The organism is Mycobacterium paragordonae (assembly GCF_003614435.1).
GTDB lineage: Bacteria > Actinomycetota > Actinomycetes > Mycobacteriales > Mycobacteriaceae > Mycobacterium > Mycobacterium paragordonae.
The window spans coordinates 4,640,364-4,666,253 of sequence record NZ_CP025546.1 but is presented as its reverse complement, the minus strand read 5'-3'; the positions used below and the strand labels follow the sequence as shown (position 1 = coordinate 4,666,253).

23 protein-coding genes are annotated in these 25,890 nt (G+C 66.5%); 19 read left to right on the top strand and 4 right to left on the bottom strand.

Going from position 1 to position 25,890, the window contains the following annotated elements:
- Positions 1 to 85 precede the first annotated feature (85 nt).
- The 5 genes from rne (at position 86) to proB (ending at position 6,491) form a co-directional block, all read left to right on the top strand.
- A complete protein-coding gene (rne, locus tag C0J29_RS21005; protein WP_120793449.1) occupies positions 86 to 3,094 on the top strand; it encodes a ribonuclease E in 3,009 nt (1,002 codons plus the stop codon).
- A 214-nt stretch (positions 3,095 to 3,308) separates the two neighbouring features.
- The gene (gene rplU / locus C0J29_RS21000; RefSeq protein WP_055577886.1) at positions 3,309 to 3,620 is read left to right on the top strand and encodes a 50S ribosomal protein L21; all 312 of its coding nucleotides are present in this window, start codon (positions 3,309 to 3,311) and stop codon (positions 3,618 to 3,620) included.
- Between the two features lie 15 nt (positions 3,621 to 3,635).
- The gene (gene rpmA, locus C0J29_RS20995; protein ID WP_065045604.1) at positions 3,636 to 3,902 is read left to right on the top strand and encodes a 50S ribosomal protein L27; all 267 of its coding nucleotides are present in this window, start codon (positions 3,636 to 3,638) and stop codon (positions 3,900 to 3,902) included.
- Positions 3,903 to 3,954: 52 nt separating this feature from the next.
- Positions 3,955 to 5,391: a GTPase ObgE gene (obgE, locus tag C0J29_RS20990; protein ID WP_120793448.1), complete on the top strand. Its 1,437-nt coding sequence runs from the start codon at positions 3,955 to 3,957 to the stop codon at positions 5,389 to 5,391.
- A complete protein-coding gene (proB, locus tag C0J29_RS20985; RefSeq protein WP_120793447.1) occupies positions 5,391 to 6,491 on the top strand; it encodes a glutamate 5-kinase in 1,101 nt (366 codons plus the stop codon). The genes obgE and proB overlap by 1 nt, the downstream gene beginning before the upstream one ends.
- Before the next feature lies 1 nt (position 6,492).
- On the opposite strand, the gene C0J29_RS20980 is transcribed toward proB, so the two are convergent.
- The gene (locus tag C0J29_RS20980; protein ID WP_065045601.1) at positions 6,493 to 7,131 is read right to left on the bottom strand and encodes a TetR/AcrR family transcriptional regulator; all 639 of its coding nucleotides are present in this window, start codon (positions 7,129 to 7,131) and stop codon (positions 6,493 to 6,495) included.
- Positions 7,132 to 7,225: 94 nt separating this feature from the next.
- On the opposite strand from C0J29_RS20980, the gene C0J29_RS20975 reads away from it, so the two are divergent.
- Positions 7,226 to 8,485 (top strand): cytochrome P450, encoded by a 1,260-nt coding sequence (locus tag C0J29_RS20975; protein ID WP_120793446.1) that lies wholly within the window; start codon positions 7,226 to 7,228, stop codon positions 8,483 to 8,485.
- A gap of 177 nt (positions 8,486 to 8,662) precedes the next feature.
- On the top strand, positions 8,663 to 8,827 hold the full coding sequence (locus tag C0J29_RS32930; protein WP_156297420.1) for a hypothetical protein: 165 nt from the start codon (positions 8,663 to 8,665) through the stop codon (positions 8,825 to 8,827).
- Here the strand turns inward: C0J29_RS32930 and C0J29_RS20970 are convergent.
- Positions 8,811 to 9,644: an NAD-dependent protein deacetylase gene (locus C0J29_RS20970; protein ID WP_120793445.1), complete on the bottom strand. Its 834-nt coding sequence runs from the start codon at positions 9,642 to 9,644 to the stop codon at positions 8,811 to 8,813. The two genes, C0J29_RS32930 and C0J29_RS20970, sit on opposite strands and share 17 nt — an antisense overlap.
- A gap of 84 nt (positions 9,645 to 9,728) precedes the next feature.
- Between C0J29_RS20970 and C0J29_RS20965 the strand changes: the two genes are divergently transcribed.
- Together C0J29_RS20965 and C0J29_RS20960 are read left to right on the top strand one after the other, a co-directional pair.
- The gene (locus C0J29_RS20965) at positions 9,729 to 11,771 is read left to right on the top strand and encodes an NAD(+) synthase (RefSeq protein ID WP_065045598.1); all 2,043 of its coding nucleotides are present in this window, start codon (positions 9,729 to 9,731) and stop codon (positions 11,769 to 11,771) included.
- An 81-nt stretch (positions 11,772 to 11,852) separates the two neighbouring features.
- Positions 11,853 to 13,061: a Fic family protein gene (locus C0J29_RS20960; RefSeq protein WP_065045597.1), complete on the top strand. Its 1,209-nt coding sequence runs from the start codon at positions 11,853 to 11,855 to the stop codon at positions 13,059 to 13,061.
- A 55-nt stretch (positions 13,062 to 13,116) separates the two neighbouring features.
- Here the strand turns inward: C0J29_RS20960 and C0J29_RS20955 are convergent, their stop codons facing one another.
- Complete coding sequence (locus tag C0J29_RS20955) at positions 13,117 to 13,992, bottom strand: ribokinase (RefSeq protein WP_120793444.1); 876 nt, start codon at positions 13,990 to 13,992, stop codon at positions 13,117 to 13,119.
- A gap of 69 nt (positions 13,993 to 14,061) precedes the next feature.
- On the opposite strand from C0J29_RS20955, the gene C0J29_RS20950 reads away from it, so the two are divergent.
- The 6 genes from C0J29_RS20950 (at position 14,062) to C0J29_RS20925 (ending at position 22,183) form a co-directional block, all read left to right on the top strand.
- On the top strand, positions 14,062 to 14,814 hold the full coding sequence (locus C0J29_RS20950; protein ID WP_120793443.1) for a hypothetical protein: 753 nt from the start codon (positions 14,062 to 14,064) through the stop codon (positions 14,812 to 14,814).
- 141 nt (positions 14,815 to 14,955) lie between these two features.
- A complete protein-coding gene (locus C0J29_RS20945; RefSeq protein ID WP_120793442.1) occupies positions 14,956 to 17,136 on the top strand; it encodes an adenylate/guanylate cyclase domain-containing protein in 2,181 nt (726 codons plus the stop codon).
- Positions 17,136 to 18,584, top strand: coding sequence for a mechanosensitive ion channel domain-containing protein (locus C0J29_RS20940; protein ID WP_065045594.1), 1,449 nt, complete (start codon positions 17,136 to 17,138; stop codon positions 18,582 to 18,584). The genes C0J29_RS20945 and C0J29_RS20940 overlap by 1 nt, the downstream gene beginning before the upstream one ends.
- A complete protein-coding gene (locus C0J29_RS20935) occupies positions 18,584 to 19,843 on the top strand; it encodes a glutamate-5-semialdehyde dehydrogenase (protein WP_120793441.1) in 1,260 nt (419 codons plus the stop codon). The genes C0J29_RS20940 and C0J29_RS20935 overlap by 1 nt, the downstream gene beginning before the upstream one ends.
- A 22-nt stretch (positions 19,844 to 19,865) precedes the next feature.
- Positions 19,866 to 20,741, top strand: coding sequence for an AAA family ATPase (locus C0J29_RS20930; protein WP_065163752.1), 876 nt, complete (start codon positions 19,866 to 19,868; stop codon positions 20,739 to 20,741).
- A complete protein-coding gene (locus tag C0J29_RS20925; RefSeq protein WP_120793440.1) occupies positions 20,741 to 22,183 on the top strand; it encodes a vWA domain-containing protein in 1,443 nt (480 codons plus the stop codon). Before C0J29_RS20930 ends, C0J29_RS20925 begins: the two co-directional genes overlap by 1 nt.
- A 12-nt stretch (positions 22,184 to 22,195) precedes the next feature.
- Here C0J29_RS20925 and C0J29_RS20920 read toward each other — a convergent pair whose 3' ends face one another.
- On the bottom strand, positions 22,196 to 23,188 hold the full coding sequence (locus C0J29_RS20920) for a class I SAM-dependent methyltransferase (protein ID WP_120793439.1): 993 nt from the start codon (positions 23,186 to 23,188) through the stop codon (positions 22,196 to 22,198).
- 207 nt (positions 23,189 to 23,395) lie between these two features.
- Here C0J29_RS20920 and nadD point away from each other — a divergent pair, with 207 nt between their 5' ends.
- Genes nadD through octT form a run of 4 tightly spaced genes read left to right on the top strand, consistent with a single transcriptional unit; the run spans position 23,396 to position 25,839 of the window.
- A complete protein-coding gene (gene nadD / locus C0J29_RS20915) occupies positions 23,396 to 24,061 on the top strand; it encodes a nicotinate-nucleotide adenylyltransferase (protein WP_120793438.1) in 666 nt (221 codons plus the stop codon).
- A complete protein-coding gene (gene rsfS / locus C0J29_RS20910; protein WP_065043292.1) occupies positions 24,058 to 24,441 on the top strand; it encodes a ribosome silencing factor in 384 nt (127 codons plus the stop codon). Before nadD ends, rsfS begins: the two co-directional genes overlap by 4 nt.
- Complete coding sequence (gene gpgP, locus C0J29_RS20905; RefSeq protein WP_120793437.1) at positions 24,438 to 25,109, top strand: glucosyl-3-phosphoglycerate phosphatase; 672 nt, start codon at positions 24,438 to 24,440, stop codon at positions 25,107 to 25,109. Before rsfS ends, gpgP begins: the two co-directional genes overlap by 4 nt.
- Positions 25,096 to 25,839, top strand: a complete 744-nt coding sequence (gene octT / locus C0J29_RS20900) for a diglucosylglycerate octanoyltransferase (protein WP_065043294.1) — start codon at positions 25,096 to 25,098, stop codon at positions 25,837 to 25,839. The genes gpgP and octT overlap by 14 nt, the downstream gene beginning before the upstream one ends.
- Positions 25,840 to 25,890 lie beyond the last annotated feature (51 nt).

Genomic DNA, 25,890 nt, shown 5'->3' with positions numbered 1-25,890 from the left:
GTCCGGGAGAAGTGACCCGGACCCATAGCGAAGCCCTCGAGTGGCCGCGTCGATTAGGACGCGCCCGGGGGCTTGAGGAGAATTCGTGGTAGACGATGCCCCAACTTCAGACTCAACAAGCGAGCCGACCGAGCGTGAGGACCTGCCTGACCGCTTGAGAGTGCATTCGCTCGCGCGGACCCTGGGCACCACCAGCAAGCGGGTGCTGGACGCGCTGGCGGCCCTGGACGGGCGCATCCGCAGCGCGCATTCGAGCGTCGACCATGTCGACGCGGTCCGGGTCCGGGATCTGCTGGCGGCCCAGCCCGACGCTCCGGAAGCCGACGCGCCGGAAGCCGACGCTCTGGAAGCCGAGGTGTCGGCCGGCGCCGAAGCGGAGTCGCCGGCCGAACCCGAATCCCGGCTGATGCTGGAAACGGTGGAGGTCCGCGAGACTCGCGAGACGGTCATCGAGCGCCCGCACTACATGCCGTTGTTCGTCGCGCCCCAGCCGCCGCCCGAGCGGGTCGAAACCGACGACGAAGTCGCTGACGAGAGCGCTTCCGACGACTCCGACTACGGCGACGATTCCGACGGCCAGGGCGCCGGGGCCGACGACGACGATGACCAGTCGGACCGTCCCGCCAACAAGCGCCGGCGCCGCGGACGCCGGGGCCGCGGTCGCGGGCGCGGTGAGCAGAACGGTGCCGAGGGCGACAACCAGCCCGGCGACAGCGCAGGGGAACCGACCGACGAGTCCGACGAGGCTCAGGATTCCGACGACTCCGACGACGGCGAGAACGGGGACGAGGAGACTTCGGGCGAAGGCGCTACCCGTCGTCGCCGCCGGCGCAGACGCCGTAAGTCCGGGTCGGGCGACGACAACGACGACAGCCCGTCACCCGACGACCCGCCCAACACCGTCGTGCACGAGCGCGCGCCGCGCAGCGGCGGCGGCAAGTCCGGGTCCGACGACTCCGGTCCCAGCGAGATCAAGGGGATCGACGGGTCGACGCGGCTGGAGGCCAAGCGTCAGCGCCGCCGGGACGGGCGTGACGCCGGCCGGCGCCGCCCGCCGGTGCTGACCGAGGCCGAATTCCTGGCCCGGCGCGAGGCCGTGGAGCGGGTGATGGTGGTCCGCGACCGGGTGCGCACCGAACCGCCACACCCCGGCGCCCGCTACACCCAGATCGCCGTCCTGGAAGACGGCATCGTGGTCGAGCATTTCGTCACCTCGGCGGCCTCGGCGTCGCTGGTGGGCAATATCTACCTGGGCATCGTGCAGAACGTGCTGCCCTCGATGGAGGCCGCTTTCGTCGACATCGGTCGCGGCCGCAACGGCGTGCTCTACGCCGGTGAGGTCAACTGGGAGGCCGCCGGTCTGGGCGGAGCCGACCGCAAGATCGAGCAGGCCCTCAAACCCGGCGACTACGTCGTCGTGCAGGTGAGCAAGGACCCGGTCGGCCACAAGGGCGCCCGGCTGACCACGCAGGTGTCGCTGGCCGGCCGGTATCTGGTGTACGTACCGGGCGCGTCGTCGACCGGCATCAGCCGCAAGCTGCCCGACACCGAGCGTCAGCGCCTCAAGGAGATCCTGCGTGAGGTGGTGCCGTCCGACGCGGGCGTGATCATCCGCACCGCGTCCGAGGGCGTCAAAGAGGAAGACATCCGTGGCGACGTCACCCGGTTGCAGGAGCGCTGGAACCAGATCGACGCCAAGGCCGCCGAGATCAAGCAGAAGGCCGCGGGCGCCGCGGTGGCGCTCTACGAAGAGCCCGACGTCCTGGTCAAGGTCATCCGGGACCTGTTCAACGAGGATTTCTCGGGACTGATCGTGTCCGGTGACGATGCCTGGACCACGATCAACGAATACGTGAATTCTGTTGCGCCGGACTTGGTTTCGAAACTCAACAAGTACGAGCCGGCCGGCCAGGAGGGTCAGCCCGGTCCGGATGTGTTCGCGGTGCACCGCATCGATGAGCAGTTGGCCAAGGCGATGGACCGCAAGGTGTGGCTGCCGTCGGGCGGGACGCTGGTGATCGACCGGACCGAGGCCATGACGGTGGTCGACGTCAACACCGGCAAGTTCACCGGGTCGGGCGGCAATCTGGAGCAGACGGTCACCAAGAACAACCTCGAGGCTGCCGAGGAGATCGTGCGGCAACTGCGGTTGCGCGACATCGGCGGCATCGTCGTCATCGACTTCATCGACATGGTGCTCGAGTCCAACCGCGACCTGGTGCTGCGCCGGCTGACCGAGGCGCTGGCCCGCGACCGCACCCGTCACCAGGTTTCCGAGGTGACCTCGCTGGGCCTGGTGCAGTTGACCCGCAAACGGCTGGGCACCGGCCTGATCGAGGCGTTCTCCACATCGTGTCCGCACTGCGCCGGCCGCGGCATCGTGATGCACGCCGATCCGGTCGACTCGGCGCCGGCCACGGGCCGCAAGACGGAGTCCGGCGGACGCCGCAGCAGGCGGTCGAAGAAGCCGCGGTCCGAACAGCCGACCGACAACGGTGTGGTGGCCAAGGTTCCGACTCATGCCCCGGGTGAGCACCCGATGTTCAAGGCGATGGCCGCGTCGTCGCGGGATGACGAGGAGAACGGCGAGTCCGATCTCGAGTCCGATGACGAATTGACCGCCGAGACCGACGAGCAGACCGAATCGCTGGTGGCGCCGGACGTGGCGGAGTTCGAGGACGCCGAGGACGAAGACGTTGAGGACGAGGACGTCGAGGACGAGGACGAGGACGAGGACGTCGAGGTTGAGGACGAGGATGAGGACGTCGAGGACGTCGACGAACTCGATGACGAAGATCTCGACGAAGACGACGAAGACGACGAAGACGAAGACGATGACGAAGACGAAGACGTGGACGAACTTGACGACGAAGACCTCAACGACGAGGACGAAGACGAGGACGACAGCGACGACGTCTTGAATGACACCGACGACCTGGATGACGGCGACGACGATTCCGACGATTCCGACTCCGACGATTCTGAAACCGCCATCGAGGTCCCGCCGGTGGTGATCGCAGAGGTTTCGGCAGTTCCGTCGCGCCGCCGGCGCGCGGCGGGACGCCCGGCCGGACCGCCCATCCACGCCGACTGAAAGCCTCCGACTGGAACATCAAGCACCCGGTTTGACCCTGTAGGTGCTGGTCACGTACCCTTGGACAGTTGTCGTCAGGGCTCTAGGCAAACGGATGTGACCGACGACAGCGGGCCGGTACCGAGCCCGCACCCAAGACCATCACCCGCGCCGGGTTGGCCCGCGCGCGAGTGCGACGCAAGACAGACGACCAGAAGAACAGGCAGGAGCAACGATGGCGACCTACGCAATCGTCAAGACCGGCGGTAAGCAGTACAAGGTTGCCGTCGGCGACGTGGTCAAGGTCGAGAAGCTGGAGTCGGAGCCGGGCGCGAACGTGTCGCTGCCGGTCGCTCTGGTCGTCGACGGCGCCAACGTCACCACCGACGCCCAGGCGCTGGCCAAGGTCGCCGTCACCGGCGAGGTGCTCGAGCACACCAAGGGCCCGAAGATCCGCATCCACAAGTTCAAGAACAAGACCGGCTACCACAAGCGGCAGGGACACCGTCAGCAGCTGACGGTCCTCAAGGTCACCGGTATCAAGTAGTAGGGGCGAGCAGACATGGCACACAAGAAGGGCGCGTCCAGCTCCCGTAACGGTCGCGATTCCGCAGCTCAGCGGCTCGGCGTGAAGCGCTTCGGCGGCCAGGTGGTCAAGGCCGGCGAGATCCTGGTCCGCCAGCGCGGCACCAAGTTCCACCCCGGTGTCGACGTCGGTCGCGGTGGTGACGACACGTTGTTCGCCAAGGCGGCCGGTGCGGTCCAGTTCGGTGTCAAGGGCGGCCGCAAGACCGTCAGCATCGTTCCCGCCGGGCAAACCGCCGACTGAGTGCTACGGATGTGCCTGGCAGCACGTCCGTAGCCGATTGAGGGGAAGCCCGATGCCTCGATTCGTCGATCGGGTGGTCATTCACACACGCGCGGGATCCGGCGGCAACGGCTGCGCATCGGTCCACCGCGAGAAGTTCAAGCCGCTGGGCGGTCCGGACGGCGGTAACGGCGGCCGCGGCGGCAGCATCGTCTTCGTGGTCGACCCGCAGGTGCACACCCTGCTCGACTTCCATTTCCGCCCGCACGTCACAGCGCCGTCCGGCAAGCAGGGAATGGGCAACAACCGGGACGGCGCTGCCGGCACGGACCTGGAAGTCAAGGTCCCCGACGGCACCGTGGTCCTCGATGAAAACGGCCGGATGCTGGCCGACCTGATCGGCGCCGGCACCCGGTTCGAAGCGGCCGCCGGCGGCCGCGGCGGACTGGGCAACGCGGCGCTGGCCTCCCGCGCCCGCAAGGCTCCCGGCTTCGCGCTGCTCGGGGAGCCGGGACAGGAACGCGACCTCACCCTCGAACTCAAGACCGTCGCCGACGTCGGCCTGGTCGGATTTCCGTCGGCCGGAAAGTCGTCGCTGGTGTCGGTCATCTCGGCGGCCAAACCCAAGATCGCCGACTACCCGTTCACCACGCTGGTTCCCAACCTCGGTGTGGTCTCGGCCGGCGAGCATGCCTTCACCGTCGCCGACGTGCCCGGCCTGATCCCCGGCGCCTCCGAAGGCCGCGGTCTGGGCCTGGACTTCCTGCGGCACATCGAGCGCTGCGCGGTACTGGTCCACGTGGTGGACTGTGCCACTGCGGAACCCGGACGCGACCCTATCTCCGACATCGACGCGCTGGAAGCCGAACTCGCGGCCTACACACCCACCCTGCAGGGCGACGCCATATTGGGTGACCTGGCCGAGCGGCCACGAGCAGTGGTGCTCAACAAGATTGACGTGCCCGAGGCCCGCGAGCTGGCCGAGTTCGTCCGCGAGGAGGTCGCCCAGCGCGGCTGGCCGGTGTATCTGGTGTCGACGGCGACCCGGGAAGGCTTGCAGCCGTTGATCTTCGGGCTGTGGCAGATGGTCTCGGAGTACAACGCCGCCCGCCCCGCGGTGGTGCCGCGCCGTCCGGTGATCCGTCCGGTTCCGGTGGACGAGAGCGGTTTCTCGGTCGAACCCGACGGCGAGGGCGGCTTCGTGGTGACCGGTGCGCGCCCCGAACGCTGGATAGGACAGACGAACTTCGACAACGACGAGGCCGTCGGCTACCTCGCCGACCGGTTGGCCCGCCTGGGCGTGGAGGACGAACTGCTGCGGCAGGGCGCCCGGCCCGGCTGCGCGGTGACCATCGGCGACATGACCTTCGACTGGGAACCGCAAACCCCTGCGGGAGGCCAGGTTCCGCTGACCGGCCGGGGCACCGACGTACGCCTGGAACGCTCCGACCGGGTGGGTGCCGCTGAGCGAAAGGCCGCCCGGCGGCAACGCCGCGAGCGCGACAGCTGATGACGCATCGGGAGAGCATCCGGACCGCGCGCAGCATCGTCGTCAAGGTGGGCACCACCGCGCTCACCACGGAGTCGGGCATGTTCGACGCCGGCCGGCTGGCCGAACTGGCCGACGCGATCGAGACGCGGATGCAAGCGGGCTCCGACGTCGTCATCGTCTCGTCGGGAGCCATTGCCGCGGGACTGGAGCCGCTCGGATTAGCCCGGAAGCCAAAGGATCTGGCCACCAAGCAGGCCGCGGCCAGCGTCGGGCAGGTTGCCCTGGTGAACTCCTGGAGCGCGGCCTTCGCCCGGTACGGCCGCACCGTGGGACAGGTGCTGTTGACCGCGCACGACATCGCGATGCGGGTGCAGCACAACAACGCCCAGCGCACGCTGGACCGGTTGCGGGCGCTGCGCGCCGTGGCGATCGTGAACGAGAACGACACCGTGGCCACCAACGAGATCCGTTTCGGCGACAACGACCGGCTCTCGGCGTTGGTGGCGCATCTGGTAGGCGCCGATGCCCTGGTACTACTGTCGGACATCGACGGCCTTTACGACGCCGATCCGCGAAAGTGCAAGGGCGCCAAATTCATTCCGGAAGTGACCGGACCGGCGGATCTGGACGGAGTGGTCGCGGGTCAGAGTAGCCATCTGGGCACCGGCGGCATGGCGTCGAAAATGTCATCGGCGCTGCTGGCCGCCGACGCCGGAGTGCCGGTGTTGCTGGCCCCGGCTTCTGATGCCGCGACGGCACTCGCCGACGCCTCGGTGGGTACGGTGTTCGCGCCGCGGGCCGAGCGGATGTCGGCGCGCCGATTCTGGGTCCGCTACGCCGCCGAGTCCACCGGTTCGCTGACGCTGGACGAGGGGGCGGTACGGGCCGTCCTCAGGCAGCGCCGGTCGTTGCTGCCCGCGGGCATCGTCGCGGTGTCAGGGAAATTCTTCGGTGGCGACGTCGTCGAACTGTGCGGACCGGACGCCACCGTGGTGGCGCGCGGCGTCGTTGCTTACGATGCCGCTGAACTCGCGACGGTGATGGGCCGCTCCACCTCGGATCTGCCGGGCGAGATGCGCCGGCCCGCGGTCCATGCTGACGACCTGGTGGCCGTGTAACTTACCGCGCGGGCTTGAGATACAGTGCGGCCCAAATTATTTCGACCAATGTGTCGACGAGTGGGGCGTCGTGGTCCGGTGATTGCACCGGCAGATTCATCTGGCAGGCCCGTTCCACCATCAAAGTCAGCGCGCTGGCCGTGGCGGCTGCCGGGATGCCGGGCCGGATCGAACCGTCGGCCTGGCCGGCGTCGATTACGCGGTGCACGCGCTGGGAGATGGCGGTCAGCAGGTCGCGGTAGGTCTGGGCGGTCGATTGGTCGTAGCCGGCCATTTCGCTGAGCGCGGTGAGCACCGGCTGGTGGCGCCGGTAGCTGGCTACGATCCCGGTGATCGAGGCGCGCAGGTCCTCGGGGTCGCGCCGGTCGGCCACCGACCACCACCGATTGCCGGACACGGCAAGGTCATCGAACACCGCGGCGGCCAGCCGGCGCAGCAGGTGGCCCTTGTCCTCGAAGTAGATGTAGAAGCTGGCCCGGGAGATGCCGGCCTCACCGGCCAGGCGATCGACGCTGAGTTCGGTGAAGCTGGCGCCGTCGCGCATCAACCGTTCGGTGGCGTCGAGCAGCCGGCTCTCCATGTGTTCGCGCCGCTGCTGGCGCCCCTGGCGGGCCTGCGGCTTGCGGGTGACCGACGGCATTCGTCGAGCATAACCGCACCCGGAACATCTTGACTAGACAATATGTCTAGTCATAAAGTCAGGTCCGTCAGCTCAGGTGGCGATGGAGGCTTATATGACAGCGACGTACGCGAGCGGCCGCACCTACGACGCGATCGACCTGTCCTCGCCTGGGTTCTGGTCGACCACTGCCGAGGATCGGGAACGCTCGTTCGCGGTGCTGCGCGCCGAACGTCCGGTGAGCTGGCATTCCCCGGTCAAAGACACCCTGATGGACGACCCGGACGACCCCGGCTATTGGGCGGTCACCCGACGCGCCGACATCGTCGCGGTCAGCCGCAACAACGACGTCTTCCGGTCCGGCAAGGGGGTGATGTTCGCCAATATCCCCGAGGAACTGCTCGAGGCGTCCCAGTCTTTCCTCGCGATGGACCCGCCGCGGCACACCAAGCTGCGCAAGCTGGTCAGCGCGGCGTTCACGCCCCGACAGGTCCGGCGTATCGAGCAGTCGATCCAGGACAACGCCAAGGCCATCGTCGAGGAGTTGCGGGAAGCCGGCAGTGGTGTCGATTTCGTCGAGTACTGCGCCAAGGAACTGCCGATTCGGACCCTGTCGGACATGGTCGGTATTCCGGAGTCCGAGCGGCAACAGGTGGCGCACGCGGCGGATGCGCTGGTGTCGTGGGCGGACCCGGAGTACCTCGCCGGCCGCGAACCGCTGCAGGTGGTGTTCGAGAACCAGGTGTACCTGCACCAGGTCGCCGGCCAGCTGGCCGCCGAGCGCCGGGAGAACCCGGGCGAAGATCTGTTCAGCGCCCTGGTGAACGCCGAGGTGGACGGCGACCGGCTCTCCGATGCCGACGTCTCCGCGTTCTTCGTGCTGCTTGCCGTGGCGGGCAATGACACCACCCGGCAGACCACCAGCCACGCCCTCAAGGCGCTCACCGACTTCCCAGGTCAAAGGGCTTGGCTGACAGCGGCTTTCGAGGACCGTATCGGCACGGCGGTCGAGGAGTTCGTCCGGTGGGCCACCCCGGTGATGACCTTCCGTCGCACTGCCGCAACTGATTTCGAGCTCGGCGGTCAGCAGATCCGGGCCGGGGACAAGGTGGTGATGTTCTACGCCTCCGGCAACCGGGACGAAGACGCGTTCAACGAGCCTGGCCGTTTCGACCTGAGCCGCAGCCCCAATCCGCACCTGGGGTTCGGCGGCGGAGGCGTACACTTCTGCCTCGGCGCGCACGTCGCCCGGGCCCAGTTGCGTGCCATCTTCGGTGAACTGCTCAGCCAGCTGCCCGACATTGCGGCGGGCGAACCGGTTTACGTACCGGGCAATTTCATTCATGCGATCCGCAGCATGCCCTGCACTTTCTGACGGTTGGGGCTCAGAGGACTACAGTCGCGAACGCTCGTGGCGCCCTGTGCGCCGGCGGTCGCTTCAGATCTCCGCTTCTAGAAATCGTTGAGGATTCCACGAGGATCCGCACAGGCGCCTCCGAAAAGCTCTTCGTACCAGCGAAGTCAGCCAGAATCGGAGAGAACAATGTGGGCTTTGACGACATCTCACGGCATGCGCGTCGACAACATCGAGCGGGAGCAGGACGCCCGGCAGGCCGTCTACATGCTCGGTCATCCCCGGATGATCGGCCCCTCCTCGTGGCAGGTGGTCGACAACCGGGGACGCCAGTTCGTCGCCGAGGTCAGAAGGGCGCGCTGAGCACCAGCTCGCCCGCCAGCAGCGTCAGCATCTCCGAACAGCCACCGTCGACCGTCACGCTGGCCAGCTCGTCACCCCGGGTGCGGCCGCGGTTGACGATCGCCACCGGGATGTTGTTGGCCGCGGCGTGGCGCACGAACCGGTAACCGGAGAACACCGTCAGCGACGAGCCGGCCACCAGCAGCGCCTGCGCCTGATCGACGAGGGAATATGCCTGATCGACAATGTCTTTGGGAACGCTCTCGCCGAAGTAGACGATGTCGGGCTTGAGCATGCCGCCGCAGCGTGGGCAGTCGACGTAGCGGAAGGAAGCGGTATCGGCGACGACGGCGTCCGCGTCCGGCGCCACCGCCAGGCCGCCGACAGCCTCGGAACGCTCGATGAATCCTGGGTTGAGCGCCTCGAGTTGTTCGGCCAGCGCGGCGCGACTCATGCGGTGGCCGCAACTCAGGCAGGCCACGCGGGCGTAGGTGCCATGCAGATTGATGACATTGGCACTGCCGGCCTTGGTGTGCAGCAGGTCGACGTTCTGGGTGATCACCCCGTTCACCACCCCGGCCCGTTCCAGCGCCGCCAGCGCGCGGTGCCCCGCATTGGGTTGCGTGTTGTCCATGTGCCGCCAGCCCAGATGGTTGCGCGCCCAGTAACGCTGCCGGAATTCCGGGTCGGACGTGAACTGGCGGATTGTCATCGGGTTGCTGGGCGGGGAGTCAGGTCCCCGGTAATCGGGTATGCCGGAGTCCGTGGAAAGGCCCGCGCCCGTCAGCACTGCGATCCGCCGGCCGGACAGCAGTGCGATGAGTTCGGGAGATTCCACTCCATCGAGCTTAGGCACACGTCGGAACCCCGTCAGCCGACCTCGGCTTCACCAGCTTCTGAGGTCACGCGAGAATGGAGGGCGATGAGCTTCTACTCCGCATACCGGCACGGGTTCGTGCGCGTCGCTGCGTGCACGCACCACACCTCGATAGCCGACCCGGCGGCCAACGCCGCGTCGGTTCTCGGGTTGGCGCGCGAGTGCCACGACGACGGCGTGGCCCTGGCGGTTTTCCCGGAACTCACGTTGTGTGGATATTCCATTGAGGACATCCTGCTGCAGGATGCCCTGCTCGACGCCGTGGAAGAGGCGCTACAGGAAGTCGTGACGGCGTCTGCCGACCTGCTTCCGGTGCTGGTGATCGGCGCCCCGCTGCGGCACCTGCACCGCATCTACAACACCGCCGTCGTCATCCATCGCGGTGTGGTGCTCGGCGTGGTGCCCAAGTCCTACCTGCCGACCTATCGGGAGTTCTACGAGTACCGGCAGATTGCACCGGGCGATGGTGAGCGCGGCAGCATCCGGATCGGCGACGCGGACGTTCCGTTCGGCCCCGACCTGTTGTTCACCGCATCGGACCTGACGGACTTCGTGTTGCACGTCGAGATCTGCGAGGACATGTTCGTGCCGGTGCCGCCCAGCGCCGAGGCCGCTCTGGCGGGTGCGACCGTGCTGGCGAACCTTTCCGGCAGCCCGATCACCATCGGCAGGGCCGAAGACCGCTGCCTGCTCGCCCGCTCGGCGTCGGCACGGTGTCTGGCCGCCTATGTGTATGCCGCGGCCGGGGAGGGCGAGTCGACGACCGACCTGGCGTGGGACGGCCAGACCATGATCTGGGAGAACGGCACCGAGTTGGCGTCGTCGGAACGCTTTCCGAAGGGAGAGCGCCGTTCGGTCGCCGACGTGGACACCGGCCGGCTGCGTTCCGAGCGGCTGCGGATGGGCACTTTCGACGACAATCGGCGCCACCACCGCGCGGTCACGGACACCTTCCGGCGCATCGAATTCCGTGTCGACCCGCCCGACGGCGACATCGGTCTGCTGCGCAATATCGAACGCTTCCCCTTCGTGCCGTCCAATCGCGAACGGCTGGAACAGGATTGCTACGAGGCCTACAACATCCAGGTCGCCGGGCTGGAGCAGCGACTGCGGGCGCTGGACTATCCGAAGGTGGTCATCGGTGTCTCCGGGGGTCTGGATTCGACCCACGCACTGATCGTCGCGGCCAAGGCGATGGACCGGGAGGGCCGGCCGCGCAGCGACATCCTGGGTTTCACCTTGCCGGGTTTCGCGACCGGAGACCACACCAAGAGCAATGCCGTCAAGTTGGGTGAGGCACTGGGCATCACATTCGAGGAAATCGACATCACCGAGACCGCCAAGCGAATGTTCGAAGAGATCGGTCATCCCTTCGCGCGTGGCGAGAAGGTCTACGACGTCACCTTCGAGAATGTGCAGGCCGGCCTGCGCACCGATTACCTGTTCCGGTTGGCGAACCAGCGCGGCGGCATCGTGCTGGGGACCGGTGACCTCTCGGAGCTCGCGCTGGGCTGGTCGACATACGGTGTCGGCGACCAGATGTCGCATTACAACGTCAACGGCGGCGTGCCCAAGACACTCATTCAGCATCTGATTCGGTGGGTCATATCCTCGGACCAGTTCGAGGAGAATGTCACCGACGTGCTGCAGTCGGTGGTGGACACCGAGATCACCCCGGAACTGGTCCCGGCCGGAGAGGAAGAAGAACTGCAGAGCAGTGAGGCCAAGGTCGGTCCCTATGCGCTGCAGGACTTTTCGCTCTACCAGGTGCTGCGGCACGGCTTTGTGCCGTCCAAGATCGCGTTCCTCGCGTGGCATGCCTGGAGCGACCCGGATCGCGGCGACTGGCCGCCCGGTTTCCCGGAAAGCAACCGACCGACGTATTCGTTGTCGGAGATCCGGCACTGGCTGCAGGTCTTCGTGCAGCGCTTCTACTCGTTCAGCCAGTTCAAGCGCTCGGCATTGCCCAACGGCCCCAAGGTTTCTCACGGCGGCTCGCTCTCGCCGCGCGGGGATTGGCGCGCACCATCGGACATGTCCGCGCAGATATGGCTCGATGAAATCGAGCGGGAGGTGCCCGAAGGCTGAGTCGCCTTCTGGGGACTGGAAGTGATAACAACCGACGCTCTTATTATCAGTTAGCAAGTTAAGTGATGATAAGATCGATTCGTGTCATCAGTTAACTCAGGCACCAGAGTGGGATACGAGACCCTGACATGGGAGACCCCAGTCGAGGCCGGCCACGGGCGCTCCGACCTGCGTGCGGCACTTCGTCAGTCCGGTCGGTACCAAGCCGCCATTCCGGCCGAGATCGCGGACCTGGATGTCAGCCTGCCTTCCGGCGTTCTCGCTGACGCGGAGGAAGCCGCCCAGGAGATCGCGCGGTTCGATACAGAACTTGGTGGTGAAATCGCCCCCTTCGCTTCGGTGTTGCTACGCACAGAATCGGCGGCCAGCTCCAAAATTGAGAACCTGACCGCCACCGCGCGCGCAATCGCCGAAGCCGAAACGCTCGGGACCAGCAAGCGTCTGAACGCCTCGATGATCGTCGCGAATACCAGAGCGATGCAAGCAGCTGTCGACCTGGCCGACCAGATCAGCGGCGGTGCAATTTTAGCCATGCATGAGGCACTGATGCGCGAGAGCGAGCCAGATATCGCCGGTAAATGGCGCTCGGTGCAGGTATGGATCGGCGGAGGTAACTTCGGCCCGCGCGGCGCCGATTTCATTGCACCGCACCAGGATCGAGTTCCAGCAGCCATTGATGACCTAATTCAATTTGCCAAACGCGGTAACATAGCGGTCCTTCCGCAGATCGCGATTGCGCACGCACAATTCGAAACCATCCACCCGTTCCCCGACGGCAACGGGCGCACCGGCCGAGCGATGATCCAATCGATGTTGCGCACCAAGCGGCTGGCCCGTCAGGTCACCGTCCCCGTCTCAGCAGGACTGCTGACCGACACCACTGCATACTTCGATGCACTGACCGCCTATCGCGACGGTGACCCGGCTCCGATAGTTGAACGACTAGCGATGGCTTCGATGCTGGCAGTCGTCAACGGTCGAGAACTAGTTGCCGACCTGCGAACGGTACGAGGCGGATGGGGGTCGAAAATCAAAGCCCGCCGCGACTCGGCCATTTATCGCGTGGCGGATCTCCTTTTGAAACGCCCTGTGGTCAATGCCCAACTGATCAGCGATGAACTCGGGATACCCGTGACCAACGTGTACCGGTACTTGGACCCGCTCGTTGGGTACGGGATCATCGTCGAGTTCACCGACCAGAGCCGTAATCGAGCGTGGCGCGCGCCGGAGGTTCTGCGTGCGCTGGACGCCTTCGCAGAACGCGCCGGTCGGCGCGCGCTGCCCGCCTGATACTCAGCAGTCGAGCAGGTCGGCCAGTCGAATACTTGCTGTCACGTTCCACGGCCTACTGTGACGACGCCCCCGAAACAGCCGCGTCAATAGCTGCGGCATCCGGCGCGCAATCACCCGCACCACGCACCAGCGTCGCCAACGCACCCGCGGCACACGCCCTCCGCAACGCCGCGCGCCGTCCGTCGGCAGACCCCGCACCACCCGGCCAACTGGCGGCCAGCACGCCGGCGAACACGTCGCCCGCACCTGTGGTGTCGACCGCCGCCACTGCCGGGGCGGGTACCTCGAATTCGCCGTCGACGCCCAGGTACCGAGCACCCCGCGCACCCAGCGTCGTCACGAAATGCGCAGGGCGCCAGGGCCAAGAACGGGCCTCGTGCTCGTTCGCGATCACCACGTCGGCTACGCCGGCCAGTTCGGCCAGCGCGTCGCCGTCCTGTCCGGCAGGCGACGCATTGACCATCACGACAGCACCGACCGACCGTGCCTGCCGCGCGGCCGTCAGAGCCGTCGGCACCGGAATCTCCAACTGGGTCAACAACACATCGCAGCCGGCTATCGATCCCGGCGACACCGACAACGCAGTGTTGGCGCCCGGAGCCACCACGATGGTGTTCTCGCCACCGCTGTCGACCACGATGATCGCTGTCCCACTCGGTCCGTGCCGACGGATGACGGCGTCCACTCCGACACCGGTCGCCCGCAGGTGGTCCACCAACCGGTCACCGGCCGGATCGTCGCCGACCGCTCCGATGAACCGCACCTCCGCGCCGGCACGCGCCGCCGCCACCGCCTGATTGCCGCCTTTGCCGCCGGGCGCGTAAACCAGGGACGACGCCAGCACCGTCTCGCCTGGACGCGGCAGATCCGCGACATCGAGCGTCACATCCCAGTTGATGCTGCCCACCACGCACACCCGCGCAGACATGTCACCGAGACTAGAGCCGAACGAGAAACTTGGGCACGGTAGCCGCCCGGCCCCGGTTACCGTCCCGCCATGGAAATCTTGCCCACACTGCTGAGCTGGGGCATCCCGGCCCTGGTGATGTTGTTCGTCGGCGTCAGCCTGTATCGGATCAGGAAGCCCCGGTTCACCGGCCCGGCGCTGACGGGAGTCGCGCGGATCCTGTCGGTGCAATCGACCGGCACCGTGATCAATGACCGGTACGTCTGCAAGATCAGCCTCAGCGTCGAGGTTCCGGGCCGCGAACCCTACGAGGCCACGGTGCGCCAAGCGGTGCACCCGATCCAGATGGCCTCCGTGCAACCGGGGTTGGTGGTCCCGGTGCAGGTCGACTCCGCGAACCCTAGCAAGGTGCGGATCGAGCCCGGCAATGCGGTACGCAGGACGACGGTCGCGCAGCCGAGTGCCGCGGACCTGGCGACGGCATACAACGAGCACAAGCAGCGCCATGGCAGTGCGTCGGGCCAGTGGGCGTCGGCAGCGCAGCTGCTCGCGTCGGGTCAGCGCGTGCCGGGTGTGCTCAGGTCGTTTGCACCGACCGGAAACACGTTGCGCAGCTTGGGCAGAGAGGCGACCGCGATGCCTGAACTGCTCGACGCCCCGCAGTACGTCGTCGAGATGGAGCTTCGCTTCCCGAATCTGGCACCGATCGTCGGCCGCAGCGTCCAATCGATTCCGGACGATCACGTGCCATACCTCGCGGTCGGGCTCGAACTTCCTTGTGCGGTCGACCCTTCGGACCCCGCGCATCGGTTCGTCGTGGATTGGCAGCGCGCCATCCACTGAAAGCCCGGCGTCACCAAACGGTGAATTCTCGGACACGCGCCGACGTCACTTTTCGGCAAAACGCCGATATCCACCGGTCAGAGAGCTAGTCTGCAGCGTGATCGGGGACCCGAGACAGACCGGTGGCAGAAGGGAAGCCGATTGACGTCGGGTGAGCTAACAGAATTAGACGCGGAGGCGCAGCGCGCTCCGGGGAAGAAGCGCGTCCGCCGCCTCTTGCCCCGCATCCGTTTCAAAATCAGCATCCAGTCCAAGATTCTGGTCGCGCTCCTGCTGTCGAGCATCCTGTCCATCGCTGTCATCGGCTACATCGGTGCCATCTCCGGGCGCAATGCCTTGCGTGAAGTCGAGTCGGAGCGACTCATCGAGTTGCGCGAGTCCCAGAAACGGCAGATCGAGGCGTTGTTCCGCGAGGTGACGAACTCACTGATCGTCTACAGCGGCGGTTTCAGCATCGACCAGGCCGTCCTTGCGCTGACCGCCGGATTCAATCAACTGAACAACGCGACGATCAGCGGCCCACAACAGCAGGCACTCGCCAACTACTACCAAGACCAGATGATCAAGCCCATTGAACGGGTGACGGGTGAAGAGCTCGATCTCAACGCGCTGCTACCGAAAACCAACGCCGAGAAATACCTTCAGGCCAACTACACCGCCACGACGAGGCCCAATACCGACCCGCCGGTGGATCCGGGTGACGGCAGCGCCTGGTCGGCCGCCAATGTTCGCTTCGATTTCTATATGCGCAGCATCGTCAGCCGTTTCAACTACCGGGACGCCCTACTGTTCGACATGGACGGCAACGTCGTCTACACCGTGGACAAGGGGCCCGACCTCGGCACCAACATCCTGAGCGGACCGTATCGCGAGTCGAATCTGCGCGAGGCGTACCTGAAGGCGTTGCGCTCCAACGACGTTGAGTTCGTCTGGATCACCGACTTCGAGCCGTACCAGCCGCAGCTCGACGTGCCGACCGCGTGGGTGGTGTCGCCGATCGGCCTGGACGGCAGATTCGACGGCGTCATGGCACTGCCCGTGCCGATCGCCAAGATCAACTACATCATGACCGCCAACAAGCAGTGGCAGGCCGCCGGTATGGGGGCGGCAACCGAAACCTACCTCGCCGGCCCCGACGGTTTGATGCGTTCTGACTCAAGGCTTTTCCTCGAAGACCCAAAGGAATACCGGCGTGAGGTGATCGCCGCCGGCACCGCACCCGATGTGGCTGACCGGGCCATACGGCTCGGCGGTACGACGCTGGTGCAGCCGGTGCGCAGCGCCGGCCTGAAAGCGGCGCAGCGTGGCGAGACCGGCGTGACGAGTGGCACCGACTACACCGGTAACAGAGAACTGGAGGCCTACGCGCCGCTGAGTATCCCGAATTCCGATCTGCAGTGGTCGGTTCTGGCCACCCGGGACGACTCGGACGCTTTCGCGCGGATCGGGCGGTTCACCAAAGCGCTTGCGGTCGCCGTCGCGGCGATGGTCTTCGCGATCTCCGTGGCTGCCATGGTCATCGCCCAGGCGGCGGTGCGACCGCTGCGCCGCCTCGAGAAAGGCGCGCAGAAGATCAGCAGCGGCGACTACGAGGTCAACATCCCGATCACGTCACGTGATGAAATCGGTGATCTCACCGGTGCTTTCAACGAGATGAGCCGGAACCTGGCGATCAAGGAAGAGCTGCTCAACGAGCAGCGGCGGGAGAACGACCGACTCCTGCTGGCGTTGATGCCGGAGCCGGTGGCGCAGCGGTACCGCGAGGGTGAGGGCACCATCTCGCAGCAGCACCAGGATGTCGCCATCATCTACGCCGACATCGTCGGACTCGACGAGATATCGAGCGAAGTCGCGGGCGACGAACTGGTCGGCATCGTCGACGACCTGTTCCGCCAGTTCGATTCGGCCGCCGAAGCCCTTGGGGTGGAACGGATTCGCACTTTCCACAACGGCTACCTGGCCAGCTGCGGGGTCGTCACACCGCGCCTGGACAGCATTCACCGCAGCGTGGAGTTCGCTCTGGAGATACGCCGCATCATCGAGCGGTTCAACAACCAGAGCCGGCATGTGCTGCGTCTGCGGGTCGGTATCAACACCGGCAACGTGATCAGTGGGCTGGTGGGCAAGTCCGGACTCGTCTTCGACATGTGGGGTGCCGCGGTCAGCCTGGCTTACCAGATGCAAAGTGGCACACCGCAACCCGGCATCTACGTCGCATCCCAGGTGTATGAGGCGATGCGCGACACGCGCCAGTTCACTCCGGCCGGCACGATTTCCGTCGGCGGCGCCGAGCAGGCCATTTACCGGTTGTCGGAGCGGTAGTGAACTTCTTCGACTCGGATTGGTTCTACTGGGCGATCGGTGTGGCGATCGGATTTCCGGTCTGCTTGATCCTGCTGACCGAGCTGCAGCAGATCCTCAACCGCCGGGGTAATCGGCTGGCCCGTCAGGTCGGGGTGATCCGCAACTGGCTGTTACCGCTCGGGGCGCTGTTACTGATCCTGGTGAAAGCCTCGCAGATTCCGGCGGGCGAGGTCCCGGTCCGCATTCTCACCACGGTGTTCGGCTTCCTGGTGCTGGTACTGCTGCTGTCCGGGCTGAACGCGACGGTGTTCGAAGGCGCGCCCGAGGACAGTTGGCGCAAGCGACTTCCGACCATCTTCCTGGACGTCGGCCGGTTCGCCCTGATCGGGCTCGGGCTCGCGGTCATCTTGTCCGTCATCTGGGGAGTGCGGGTCGGCGGGGTGTTCACCGCCCTGGGCATCACGTCGGTGGTGATCGGCCTGATGCTGCAGAACTCCGTCGGCCAGATCGTGTCCGGCCTGTTCATGCTCTTCGAGCAGCCGTTCCGGATCAACGATTGGCTGGATACCCAGACCGCCCGGGGGCGGGTCATCGAGGTGAACTGGCGGGCCGTGCACATCCAGACCGGCGGCGGACTGCGGATCATGCCGAACTCGATGCTGGCGACCACCGCGTTCACCAATCTCAGCCGGCCGGCCGGCCCGCACAAGTGCTCGATCAACACCACGTTCGCGACGTCGGACCCGCCGGACAAGGTATGCGAGATGCTGACCCTGGTGGCCGGCGCACTGCCGCTGATGATGCCGGGAACCTCGCCAACCTCGGTCGCACTGGGCGCCGGGGAGTACCGCACCACCGTCCGGGTCCACTCTCCGGCCGACGAGGGCGCCACCCAATCCACGTTCGTGCGCTGGGTCTGGTACGCCGCGCGTCGTTGGGAACTGCATCTGGACGGCGAGGACGACGACTTCTCGACGCCGGAGCGAGTCATGAAAGCACTACGCACCGTCGTCGCGTCCGAACTCCGGCTGACGCTGGCCGACCAGCAGTTTCTGGCCCCGTACGCCAGGATCCTGCGGTACGGCACCGACGAGATCGTGCAGTATGCGGGCACGGTGCCCACCGCGATGGCCTTCATCGTGGCCGGCAGCGTGCAACTGACGGTGACCGACGGGGACGGCGCCGTGCTGCCCTTCGCCACCCTGACCGAAGGTTCGTTCATCGGGATCACGGCCCTGACCAGGCAGCCCAACCTGGCCGGCGCCTATGCCCTCGAGGAAGTGACCGCGCTGGAGATCGAGCGCGAACATCTCGAGAAAATCGTGATGGACAAGCCGATGCTGCTGCAGGATCTGGGGCGGCTGATCGACGAGCGGCAGAACAAGGCGCGAGTGACCCGCCGCGAACGCGGAAAAGCAACGACCGCGGTCGCGCCCGGTCTGCGAAAGCCCGATACCCTGGGGTAATGAGTCTGCAAGCACCGGCGCTGCCTGACTTGCGCCAAGAGGTGCACGATGCCGCCCGCCGCGCCCGGGTGGCCGCCCGGATCCTGGCCTCGACCCCGACCGCGGTCAAAGACCGCGCGCTGCATGCCGCCGCCGACGCACTGCTGGCCCACGCCGATGAGATCCTGGCCGCCAACGCCGAAGACCTGGACACGGCGCGGGCCGCCGGCACCCCCGCCGCGATGCTCGACCGGTTGGCGCTGAACTCACAGCGGGTCGACGGCATCGCCGCTGGTCTGCGCCAGGTCGCCGGATTGGCCGACCCGGTCGGTGAGGTGTTGCGCGGTTCCACCCTGCCCAACGGGCTGCAGTTGCGACAGCAGCGCGTTCCGCTCGGCGTGGTCGGAATGATCTACGAGGGCCGCCCCAATGTCACCGTCGACGCGTTCGGACTGACGCTCAAGTCCGGCAACGCGGCGCTGCTGCGCGGCAGTTCGTCGGCGGCGAAGTCGAATGAAGCGCTGGTCGCGGTGCTGCGCGGCGCCCTGGTCAGCGAGGGCCTGCCCGCCGACGCCGTCCAGCTGCTCTCGTCGGCCGACCGCGCCACCGTCACCCACCTGATCCAGGCCCGCGGCCTGGTCGATGTGGCGATCCCGCGCGGGGGTGCCGGCTTGATCGAAGCTGTGGTGCGCGATGCGCAGATACCCACCATCGAGACCGGTGTCGGCAACTGCCATGTCTACGTGCACGAGGCCGCCGACCTCTACGTCGCCGAGCGCATCCTGCTCAACTCCAAGACCCGCCGGCCCAGCGTCTGCAATGCCGCCGAGACGCTGCTGGTCGACACGGCGATCGCCGGGGAGGCGCTGCCACGGTTGCTGAACGCGCTGGAGACGGCGGGCGTCACCGTGCATGGCGGAGCCGAAGGCGATGCCGAAGACGCAGACCTGCGCCGCGAGTACCTGGCGATGGACATCGCGGTCGCGGTGGTCGACGGGGTGGATGCCGCGATCGCCCACGTCAACGAGTACGGCACCGGCCACACCGAAGCCATCGTGACTACCAATCTCGCTGCGGCGCAACGTTTTACCGCGCAGGTGGATGCGGCAGCGGTGATGGTCAACGCGTCCACCGCGTTCACCGACGGCGAGCAGTTCGGCTTCGGCGCAGAGATCGGCATCTCCACCCAGAAACTGCACGCCCGCGGCCCGATGGGGCTGCCGGAACTGACCTCAACCAAGTGGATCGTGTGGGGTGACGGCCACACCCGTCCGGCCTGATTTCCGCAATCGAAGGAGCCCTATGAGCGTGCCCGCACGGCCTGTGCCGCTGTTCGCCGACATCGCCGACGTTTCGCGCCGGCTCGCCGAGACGGGCTACCTGCCCGACACCGCCACCGCGACCGCCGTCTTCCTCGCCGATCGGCTCGGCAAGCCACTGCTGGTGGAAGGGCCGGCCGGGGTCGGCAAGACCGAACTCGCCCGCGCCGTCGCCCAGGCGACCGGGTCGGGTCTGGTCCGCTTGCAGTGCTACGAGGGCGTCGACGAGGCGCGGGCCCTCTACGAGTGGAACCACGCCAAGCAGATCTTGCGCATCCAGGCCGGCTCCGGCGACTGGCAGTCGACCAAAGATGATGTGTTCAGCGAGGAGTTTCTGCTGCAGCGCCCGTTGTTGACCGCGATCCGGCGCACCGACCCGACCGTGCTGCTGATCGACGAAACCGACAAGGCCGACATCGAGATCGAGGGCCTGCTGCTGGAGGTGCTCTCCGACTTCGCGGTGACCGTCCCGGAACTGGGCACCATCACCGCCACCCGGACACCGCTGGTCGTGTTGACCTCCAACGCCACCCGTGAACTGTCGGAAGCCCTCAAACGTCGCTGCCTGTTCCTGCACATCGACTTCCCGACCCCCGAGCTGGAACGGCGCATCCTGCTCTCGCGGGTGCCCGAACTGCCCGAACACCTGGCCGAGGAGTTGGTGCGCATCATCGGCGTGCTGCGCGGTATGCAGCTCAAGAAGGTGCCGTCCATTGCCGAGACCATCGACTGGGGACGGACGTTGCTGGCGCTGGGCATGGACACCATCGACGATGCCGTCGTCGCCGCCACGCTCGGCGTGGTCCTCAAACACCAGTCCGACCAGCAACGCGCCACCGGCGAGTTGAGGCTGAACTGATGGCCTCCCGACGCATCCGTCCGTCCCGGCCGCTCGCGCCGCACGGGCTGCCCGGGCACCTGGTCGGGTTCGTGGAAGCGCTTCGGGGAAGCGGGATTTCGGTGGGCCCGTCGGAAACGGTGGATGCCGGCCGGGTGATGGCGACGCTGGGTCTGGAAGACCGAATGGTGCTGCGCGAAGGCCTGGCGTGTGCGGTGTTGCGCCGGCCGGATCACCGTGACACCTACGATGCCATGTTCGACCTCTGGTTCCCTGCGGCGCTGGGGGCCCGGGCCGTCGTTGCCGATGCGGACGCTGCCGGGGATGCCGAAGGTTTGCCGCCCGACGACGTCGAGGCGATGCGGCAGATGCTGCTGGACCTGCTGGCCGACAACCCGGACCTGGCCGACATGGACGAACGGCTGGTCCGGATGATCGCCCGGATCGTGGAGGCCTACGGCAAGTACAATTCCTCACGCGGCCCGTCGTTCTCGTCGTACCAGGCGCTCAAGGCGATGGCGCTGGATGAACTGGAAGGCAAGCTGCTGGCCGGGCTGCTCGCCCCGTACGGCGACGAGCCCACGCCCAGTCAGGAGCAGATTGCGAAAGCGATAGCGGCGCAGAAGATCTCGCAGCTGCGGAAGATGGTCGATGCCGAGACCAAGCGGCGCACCGCCGAGCAGCTCGGCCGCGAACACGTTCAGATGTACGGAATCCCACAGCTTTCCGAGAACGTCGAGTTCCTGCGCGCCTCGGGTGAGCAGCTGCGGCAGATGCGCCGCGTGGTGGCGCCGTTGGCCCGCACCCTCGCGACCCGGCTCGCGGCGCGGCGCCGCCGGTCTCGCGCCGGGACGATCGACCTGCGCAAGACGTTGCGCAAATCCATGTCCACCGGTGGCGTGCCGATCGACGTCGTATTGAAGAAGCCGCGTCCGGCGCGACCGGAATTGGTGGTGCTGTGCGACGTGTCCGGATCCGTCGCCGGGTTCAGTCACTTCACCCTGCTGCTCGTTCATGCGCTGCGGCAACAATTTTCGCGTGTTCGTGTCTTCGCGTTCATCGACACGACCGACGAGGTGACGCATATGTTCGGGCCGGAGGCCGACCTGGCGGTGGCGATTCAGCGCATCACCCGCGAAGCGGGGGTTTATGCCCGCGACGGCCACTCCGACTACGGCAACGCGTTCGTCTCGTTCGTGCAGGCAAACCCGAATGTGCTGTCGCCGCGCAGCTCCCTGCTGGTGCTCGGGGACGGCCGCACCAACTACCGTAACCCGGCCGTCGACGTGCTCGCCGACATGGTCAACGCCGCCCGGCATGCGCACTGGCTCAACCCGGAGCCCAGGCACCTCTGGGGCAGCGGAGACTCGGCGGTGCCGCGGTACGAGGAAGTCATCACGATGCACGAGTGCCGTTCAGCCAAACAGCTGGCCTCGGTCATCGACGCGTTGTTGCCGGTGTAGCTTTCGCTGGCTTCAGCGGGTCTTACGGAACACCAGCCAGCGCATCTCGATCGGGCTCTTGTCCCGTCCGACGGGGAACACGTCGAGCCCGCTGACCCAGTCGGCGTACCAGCTGGTCGGCGGCCAGGCGCCGGTCGGCAGGTTCGCCTGCTCGTATTCGTACACCGAGTCGTCAGCGACCAGCTCCAGGGGCAGGCCTTCGCAGGCGGTCGACACCTCCTGCCGGGAGAACATGCTCGTGTACGCCTGCTGCCCGAACTCCCGTGCCGCGTCCTCGAGTTCGTAGCCGTGTCGTGGCAGAAACGCATTGAAAACCAGCCGTGCCCCGGGCGCCAGACACTTCGCGGCCAGTTCGAAGAGGCCGCGCAATTGCTGGGTTGTCCGGAAATCGGATACCACTTCCGAGAGCAGTATTAACTGATAGTCCTGTCGCAAATCGTCGGTGGTCTCGAAAACATTGCGCACGATAACGCGTAAGTCGAGATTTTCGGCCCAGGCTTGAGACCGGATGATCTCGGCGAACTTCGGCGTCAGTTCCACCACGTCGACGGGGTGTCCACGGCGCGCAAGCGCAAGTGCGTTACGACCCGTTCCAGCGCCGATGTCGAGCACCGGGTGCGAACGGGCGTCGGGCGCTTCGTTGGCCAGCGCCCAAACCCGGGCATCGGGCTCGGTGCCGAACAAGGGTGGTTCGCGGGTGGCGATCCAGTTCTCGTAGGCTTCGGCGACGGTGAACCACCGGGCGTTGACCTGGTAGTGCAGGGTCGGGCCAACGGGCGCGTTGTAGCTGACCACGATGTTGGAACGGTGTGAGATCGAGTAGGCCTCGGCCAGCTGGTTCTGTAGCACGGTCCGCAGGTGGGCGAGTTCCTCGTCGTTGAACTGCCGGCCCACCCCCGCGAAGATGTTGCTGCACATCTTCACGTACTCGTCCAGCATGTTTGGAATAGCCGGCAGTGAAAGCTCGCCGGTGACCACTGATCGGCTGGAGACACGCCGCCGCATGGCGTCTTTCCACTCTTGCGACTGCCCTGCGGTCGACAGCGAAGGTTCCGTTTCCACAGAACTTCTTCTACAGGATGACCCGCCTTCGGCATGCGACTATTCGATAAACACATAAATTTGCCGGTGATTTGCCGGGCGACCCGGCCGGGCTCCGGTCCCTGCTCGCGCGGTGATGCCAGAGCGCAGGCTCCAGTAAGCTGGCAAACCATGCAAAAGCAGCTGCGCAGGCTGGGGGTGATGGGTGGGACGTTCGATCCTATCCATTACGGCCACCTGGTTGCTGCCAGTGAGGTCGCGCACAAGTTCTCCCTCGACGAGGTCGTGTTCGTGCCCAGCGGGCAACCGTGGCAGAAGGACCGCCAGGTGTCGGCCGCCGAGGACCGGTATCTGATGACCGTGATCGCCACCGCGTCCAACCCGCGATTCTCGGTCAGCCGGGTCGACATCGACCGCGGCGGCCCCACGTACACCAAGGACACGCTGCGGGATCTGCACACCCTCAACGCGGACGCCGAGCTGTACTTCATCACCGGCGCTGATGCGCTGGCGTCCATCCTGACCTGGCACGGCTGGGAAGAGATGTTCGAGTTGGCGCGTTTTATAGGTGTCAGTAGGCCCGGCTACGAGCTGCGCCACGACCACATCACCGAAGTTCTGGGTGAGCTGCCGCAAGAAGCTTTGACGCTCGTGGAGATCCCCGCACTGGCGATCTCGTCGACCGACTGCCGGCGGCGCGCCCTGGAACACAGGCCGCTGTGGTACCTGATGCCCGACGGCGTCGTGCAATACGTCTCCAAACGACGCCTCTACCGCACCCCCGAGAGGAGCGAGAACCCGGCCGCCCCCAGCGTGGCCGCCGGGAACAGCACATGAGCGCAAATCAGGAAGCGATCGACATGGCCACGGTGGCGGCCGCCGCCGCCGCATCGAAGCTGGCGGACGACGTGCTGGTCATCGACGTGTCCGGCCAGCTCGTCATCACCGACTGCTTCGTCATCGCGTCGGCGTCCAACGAACGGCAGGTCAACGCCATCGTCGACGAGGTCGAGGAGAAGATGCGCCGGGCCGGCTACAAGCCCGCCCGGCGTGAGGGCGCCCGGGAGGGCCGCTGGACACTGCTGGACTACCGCGACATCGTCGTGCACATCCAGCATCAGGACGACCGCAATTTCTACGCGCTCGACCGGTTGTGGGGCGACTGCCCGCAGGTGCCCGTCGACCTCGGCGACCAGCGTGACGGGACCGCGGAATGAAAGCGCGCCGGCTGGTGATGCTGCGGCACGGGCAGACCGACTACAACCTCGGCAGCCGGATGCAGGGTCAGCTGGACACGGAACTGAGTGAACTGGGGCGTGCTCAGGCCGTCGCCGCCGCCGAGGTGCTGGGCAAAGTGCAACCGTTGCTGATCGTGTCGTCGGACCTGCGGCGTGCCTTCGACACGGCGACCAAGCTGGGCGAGCAGACCGGCTTGGCGGTTCAGGTGGACCCGCGGCTGCGCGAGACCCATCTGGGCGACTGGCAGGGTAAGACGCACACCGAGATCGACAACGAAGTCCCCGGTGCCCGATTGGCCTGGCGTGAGAACGCAGGCTGGGCGCCGCACGGCGGGGAAAGCCGCGTCGACGTGGCCGCCCGCAGCGTGCCGCTGGTGGCGGAACTGGTTGCCGCCGCGCCGGACTGGGGTGGCGCGGGCGAGCCCGAGCGGCCGATCGTGCTGGTGGCCCACGGCGGACTGATCGCCGCGCTGTCGGCCGCGCTGTTGAAAATCCCGGTCGCCAACTGGCCGATCCTGGGTGGCATGGGCAACTGCAGTTGGGTCCAGCTGAGCGGTCACTCGAAGGCGGACGCCGACTTTCAGGACATCCGGTGGCGACTGGACGTGTGGAACGCTTCAGCGCAGGTGTCCAATGACGTTCTCTGATGCCGGGGCCAGGCCCACCCTGTTGATCTTCGCCGACTCGCTGTCTTATTACGGCCCTACCGGCGGTCTGCCTGCCGACGACCCGCGTATCTGGCCCAATATCGTTGGCGCCCAACTGGGTTGGGACGTGGAGTTGATCGGTCGCATCGGCTGGACCTGTCGGGACGTGTGGTGGGCCGCCACCCAGGACCCGCGGGCCTGGGCGGCGCTGCCGAAGGCCGGCGCGGTCATCTTCGCCACCAGTGGCATGGATTCGCTGCCGTCGGTGTGGCCCACCGCGATGCGCGAGCTGATCCGTTACGTCCGGCCGCCCTGGTTGCGGCGCTGGGTGCGCGAAGGCTATGGCTGGTTGCAGCCCCGCCTCTCGCCGGTGGCCCGGTCGGCGCTGCCGCCGCAGCTGACCGCGTACTACCTCGAACACACCCGCGGCGCAATCGATTTCAACCGCCCGGGGATCCCGATTGTGGCATCGCTGCCGTCGGTGCACATCGCCGAAACTTACGGCAAGGCGCACCATGGCCGCGAAGGTACCGTCGCGGCGATCACGGAATGGGCCGAGCGGCAGGAGATACCGCTGGTCGATCTCAAAGCGGCTGTCGGCGAAGAGATCATGAGCGGGCGCGGCAACCCGGACGGAATCCACTGGAACTTCGAGGCTCATCAGAGCGTCGCCGAACTGATGCTGAAGGCGCTCGCCGAGGCCGGGATTCCTCCCGAGAAAACGCGCTGATCGTGCCCTGCGCCGGCGACGATGCAGTGTGGGCGCCACCCGCTTGCGGGG

Excerpts from the sequence above, each read along its gene's own strand:
- rplU (WP_055577886.1), top strand. The coding sequence starts at position 3,309 with ATGGCGACCTACGCAATCGTCAAGACCGGCGGTAAGCAGTACAAGGTT.
- rpmA (WP_065045604.1), top strand. The coding sequence starts at position 3,636 with ATGGCACACAAGAAGGGCGCGTCCAGCTCCCGTAACGGTCGCGATTCC.
- obgE (WP_120793448.1), top strand. The coding sequence starts at position 3,955 with ATGCCTCGATTCGTCGATCGGGTGGTCATTCACACACGCGCGGGATCC.
- proB (WP_120793447.1), top strand. The coding sequence starts at position 5,391 with ATGACGCATCGGGAGAGCATCCGGACCGCGCGCAGCATCGTCGTCAAG.
- C0J29_RS20980 (WP_065045601.1), bottom strand. The coding sequence starts at position 7,131 with ATGCCGTCGGTCACCCGCAAGCCGCAGGCCCGCCAGGGGCGCCAGCAG.
- C0J29_RS20975 (WP_120793446.1), top strand. The coding sequence starts at position 7,226 with ATGACAGCGACGTACGCGAGCGGCCGCACCTACGACGCGATCGACCTG.
- C0J29_RS20965 (WP_065045598.1), top strand. The coding sequence starts at position 9,729 with ATGAGCTTCTACTCCGCATACCGGCACGGGTTCGTGCGCGTCGCTGCG.
- C0J29_RS20955 (WP_120793444.1), bottom strand. The coding sequence starts at position 13,992 with ATGTCTGCGCGGGTGTGCGTGGTGGGCAGCATCAACTGGGATGTGACG.
- C0J29_RS20950 (WP_120793443.1), top strand. The coding sequence starts at position 14,062 with ATGGAAATCTTGCCCACACTGCTGAGCTGGGGCATCCCGGCCCTGGTG.
- C0J29_RS20935 (WP_120793441.1), top strand. The coding sequence starts at position 18,584 with ATGAGTCTGCAAGCACCGGCGCTGCCTGACTTGCGCCAAGAGGTGCAC.
- C0J29_RS20930 (WP_065163752.1), top strand. The coding sequence starts at position 19,866 with ATGAGCGTGCCCGCACGGCCTGTGCCGCTGTTCGCCGACATCGCCGAC.
- C0J29_RS20925 (WP_120793440.1), top strand. The coding sequence starts at position 20,741 with ATGGCCTCCCGACGCATCCGTCCGTCCCGGCCGCTCGCGCCGCACGGG.
- C0J29_RS20920 (WP_120793439.1), bottom strand. The coding sequence starts at position 23,188 with ATGCGGCGGCGTGTCTCCAGCCGATCAGTGGTCACCGGCGAGCTTTCA.
- nadD (WP_120793438.1), top strand. The coding sequence starts at position 23,396 with ATGCAAAAGCAGCTGCGCAGGCTGGGGGTGATGGGTGGGACGTTCGAT.
- rsfS (WP_065043292.1), top strand. The coding sequence starts at position 24,058 with ATGAGCGCAAATCAGGAAGCGATCGACATGGCCACGGTGGCGGCCGCC.
- gpgP (WP_120793437.1), top strand. The coding sequence starts at position 24,438 with ATGAAAGCGCGCCGGCTGGTGATGCTGCGGCACGGGCAGACCGACTAC.
- octT (WP_065043294.1), top strand. The coding sequence starts at position 25,096 with ATGACGTTCTCTGATGCCGGGGCCAGGCCCACCCTGTTGATCTTCGCC.